At 43.1% G+C, this 1,334-nt stretch carries 1 protein-coding gene; it reads left to right on the forward strand.

What is annotated here, in order from left to right:
* Positions 1–71 precede the first annotated feature (71 nt).
* Positions 72–1,103, forward strand: coding sequence for an IS110 family transposase (locus AB4154_RS22190; RefSeq protein ID WP_372124132.1), 1,032 nt, complete (start codon positions 72–74; stop codon positions 1,101–1,103).
* The last annotated feature ends 231 nt before the right edge of the window (positions 1,104–1,334 follow it).

Consider the following 1,334-nt stretch of genomic DNA (forward strand, 5'->3'; position numbering starts at 1 on the left):
TGATGTATGGAATCCACTCCCTCCTTAGCAATCTAGACTTAGGAGTGTGAGAAAAAACCGAGGGTTCCAATATGTTGACTAAAAATGTTATCGCTATCGACTTAGCAAAAAATGTTCTTCAAGCCTGCCATATCAGCATTCATGGTGAGCTAATGTCCAATAAACCTCTGGGTCGCCAGAAGATGAAAGAGTTCTTGGCAAAGGCTAAGCCTTCGATTGTCGCCATGGAAGGTTGTTGCGGTTGCCATTACTGGGGGCAATTAGCAGAAAAACTTGGGCATGAAGTCCGAATCATTAACCCTAAGAAGGTGAAAGGATACCTAGAAGGTCATAAAACGGATCATAATGATGCTCTCGCCATCGCTAACGCCGCTATACAAATTGGTATCAAGTACAGTCGTCCAAAGTCATTGGAACAACAAGCTATGCATTCTTTAGAAACTAGCCGTAGATTCTTATCTCGTAGTGTTGTTTCCCTAGCTCTTCACATTAGAGGGACAATTTTGGGCTACGGGATAGCAAACCCTAGAGGTGAAAAAGGCTTAAAAGCGTCGGTTCAAACCGTGCTTGATGGCGATACACCAATACCCTCCAATGTCGTATCCGTTCTGTCGATGCTTTGGGAGCAATATAAAGAACTTAAAGCAAAACTCATCGCATTCGAAAAAGAGAAAAATGCTTTAACCCGTCAGATAGAGCCGTGCCAACGATTAATGGGCATTGAAGGGGTTGGTGAAACAACTGCTGCGATGCTCTATACAACTCTTGGTGATGGAAAGCAGTTCAAGAATGGAAGACAAGCTTCAGCATTTGTTGGTCTTACACCTAAACAGCACAGTTCAGGAGGCAAAGTTTTTATGATTGGGATCGATAAATGCGGTGGTGTGAAGGAGCTACGCTCGCTTCTTTATCTTGGCGCAATGTCATACGTTGGGCGACTACCCGAAAAACCGAAGACTCAGAAGGACGCTTGGTTGAGGAGCATCATAGATCGTATCGGCATCAAGAAGGCCTGCATTGCACTGGCTAACAAAGTGGTACGTACTGCGTGGGCAATGCTTCGGTATGAGACTGAATATAAACCAGTATTACTCACTCATTAATCACTACCAAATTTTTAAATTTTACAAAATGATGATGCATAAAAGGTAAGACCAACCTACTGAGAACCTGGCCATTCTGTCATGCTGTAAAAAGCTGCTAGCGCGATAAGGACAGTAGGTGCGCAAAACATCAAAGGCTAGAGGGTAGCTCCTTCAATAAGAAGCCGAATATACGACCGCATCTTAACTTTTATTGCCAAAATCACTTTGTAAATACGTGGATTCCATATA

Origin of the sequence: Vibrio sp. 10N.286.51.B11, from assembly GCF_041469245.1 — a bacterium.
GTDB classification, from domain to species: domain Bacteria; phylum Pseudomonadota; class Gammaproteobacteria; order Enterobacterales; family Vibrionaceae; genus Vibrio; species Vibrio crassostreae_C.

Excerpts from the sequence above, each read along its gene's own strand:
- AB4154_RS22190 (WP_372124132.1), top strand. The coding sequence starts at position 72 with ATGTTGACTAAAAATGTTATCGCTATCGACTTAGCAAAAAATGTTCTT.